Origin of the sequence: Bacteroides sp. An19, assembly GCF_002160215.1 — a bacterium.
Classification (GTDB): domain Bacteria; phylum Bacteroidota; class Bacteroidia; order Bacteroidales; family Bacteroidaceae; genus Phocaeicola; species Phocaeicola intestinalis.
The window spans coordinates 1-2,561 of the sequence record NZ_NFKD01000127.1; the positions used below are offsets into that span (position 1 = coordinate 1).

Sequence of the window (2,561 nt, forward strand, 5' to 3'; positions counted from 1 at the left end):
CTCTTCGGATTGACTGATGAAGATATCTATCAGGCTATCATCAACAGGGAGGAAGATATGAAACATATTTGCGACATTTATAGATTAAAAGCTGCAAGTTGAACTTGCGAAACTTGAATCAATAATTATATCCTTTATTTTTCTCCGGTTTATTTCCTTAAAGACTGAATCACAAAATACCTTTAGTTCAGTTTCCTGAAATACATTGCGAATGGTGAGAGTTGCCTTTGTGAAATCGGAAGAGAAACAACAACTGAAACTTTCAGGCTTTTTCTGGGATTGTCTTTCTTTGATGACCTTTATAGCCACACTTTGCGGAACTCCTTCCAAACGTATCTCTTCCATTTTATCACCACGTTTTATCGTAAACTCATACGACTCGCCCCATCTGTACATGTACCACAACAATGGAGACCAATAGGCGTTTACACTGCCTTCCTTAATGCCATTACCTTTCTCCGAACCCCAAAGGCTATACATCCGTCCAAGTATATCTTTTGAATGGATTCCGTTAATTCCGAGAATCGTATCACCTTCACAAACCATGGAATTATCAATCACCGGATAATCTACAATAAAGAAATCTCCGGATACTTTTATTCTCAATGGCATTGTCTTGCCATCTTTCTTTGCATTCGCAATCAGGTCGTTGGTAATAGGCGGCAGCATCATACTATGACCATCCTTTATATTAGCCATAAAAGGGGCTATTTTCAGATAGAAGTCGGATATGCTGATAGAATCAGTCATGGAGGACTTAATCTTGATTTTGTTGTTTTCATACTCTTCTCTTGACTGATAGAGATAAAGGTCGGGGTGTACATATTCTAATTTTGTACATAAAGTGTCAAAATCGGCCATTTGCTGGGCAGGACTTAATTTTTGCCCAAAAGAAACACTACAAAACAAAAGAAGTGAGCAATTTATTATAATTCTTTTATTCATTCTATGATTTGTTTGGTTGATACTAATTTTAACTTGCTAATATTATAATAGTCTACCCTTAAAAATCACTTTATAGGTTGATATTCAATCAATTTTATCCCACGGATGCGAAGCTGCATAACTGGTAGAGGTCATATACCTCCTGGTAGTTTACTTTTTCTTTTGCCATAATCATTGTTGTTAAAGGTTACGGCGCAAAGATAGGTTAGGCTATGATGTGTGTCAAGGCGGAAAATAGAATGCTTACAAGATAAATCAAGGAAGCGCATGTACGGCATCTTCCTTACTGCATATTGTATGTGTCTCGAGGTCGAACCATAGGATGCAAACTCACCGATTTTTGATTCGATAGTTTGGTTACCTATATAAATATGCTTGGTGTAGCGTTCAAATAGTCAACCTTTTTAAAGTTAAGACAATCTTTAATTTCTAGGAGGAAGGCGTATTGGTAACATTTTATTTTGTTGTTTATTATCTTTTATACTTCTTACAATTTCGTATAATATACCTCCAATATCAATTCCTAAATCAAACTTTTCAAATTTATAATAAGGTATGAAAATTGGAACTGTTTTCCAACCATTCTGAGCATCGTAATATCTTTGTACTCCAACTTCTATACCGACTCGCTCTGAAAATTCATAACCTATTGTAGTACCATAATATGAATTATTAAAATTGTATATATTGTTAGGAGTATAACAACCAAAAATACTGATGTGTAGTTTTTCTGTAGGTAAATATGTAGCAGATCCCAATAGGCCAAAAGATTGTCCGCTTTGTTTTAAGTTGGGTAAATGGTATTTTATAGCATTAATTCCTATCTTAATATCAAAATACGAATTAAAATTTTTCTGATATATTAATGATGCTTGATTAATAATGCCAATACCAGGAAGTGTATTTTGAGAACTTTGACCATACATGTAAGATGCAATTTTTCCCCATCTATTATAATCATAGAAAAAAGTATTGGAATGATTTATGAAATTTGGAAAGGCATCATACTTATAGCATTTCATATCAAATATTTTATTCATGTATGTATTCTTTCTTATTCCAAAATCTGTATGATTATTATAATGAATTAGGGAAATAGGACGTTTATAATAATTTTCAAAATAGTGAACATTATTATTTATCCTTAATTTAATAATACTATCATTTTGTGAATAGATATTTAATGTAAGTAAACATAAAATCAGTAATGTGATATTTTTATACATGTCACGATTGTTTTAATTTATGTGTCTAAAAATGTATTCTTTTATAAGAAACTGTTTTTGAATTGATTCAAGAATAATGTTATAAGCATCTTCAGATCTCAAATCAGCCGGTCAATTGGAAAAATGTTATATCTTTACAGGTACCAAACAATAAAGTTATGACACAGTATCCAACCGACCTGACTGAAAAACAGTGGCAAGTTATAAAAAATATTTTAGAGCCGCAAGCGAGGAACCGAAAACATTCGCTTAAAGAGATAATGAATGCCATCGGCAGAGTCAACCAGCGAGTGCAACATTACGAAATATTTTTGAAAAAGACCTCAGCCGGAGTCGAGAAATTGAGTTTTTCTCTCGGTCTGGCATTAATTTTCTTCCTGATCTTGGTTA

General features: G+C 33.0%; 2 protein-coding genes and 1 pseudogene. 1 reads left to right on the plus strand and 2 read right to left on the minus strand.

Translation table 11 applies throughout. From position 1 onward, the window contains the following. Positions 1-84: 84 nt before the first annotated feature. Both B5F25_RS20765 and B5F25_RS20770 read right to left on the minus strand, forming a co-directional pair. Positions 85-945, minus strand: a complete 861-nt coding sequence (locus B5F25_RS20765) for a hypothetical protein (RefSeq protein ID WP_140407014.1) — start codon at positions 943-945, stop codon at positions 85-87. A 422-nt stretch (positions 946-1,367) separates the two neighbouring features. After that, a complete protein-coding gene (locus B5F25_RS20770; RefSeq protein ID WP_087251737.1) occupies positions 1,368-2,171 on the minus strand; it encodes a hypothetical protein in 804 nt (267 codons plus the stop codon). A 158-nt stretch (positions 2,172-2,329) separates the two neighbouring features. On the opposite strand from B5F25_RS20770, the pseudogene B5F25_RS22605 reads away from it, so the two are divergent. Then, a pseudogene (locus B5F25_RS22605) lies at positions 2,330-2,561 on the plus strand (hypothetical protein); the annotation flags it as partial.

Bases quoted from the DNA above. Each gene is read 5' to 3' on its own strand.
- B5F25_RS20765 (WP_140407014.1), bottom strand. From the start codon at position 945: ATGAATAAAAGAATTATAATAAATTGCTCACTTCTTTTGTTTTGTAGT.
- B5F25_RS20770 (WP_087251737.1), bottom strand. From the start codon at position 2,171: ATGTATAAAAATATCACATTACTGATTTTATGTTTACTTACATTAAAT.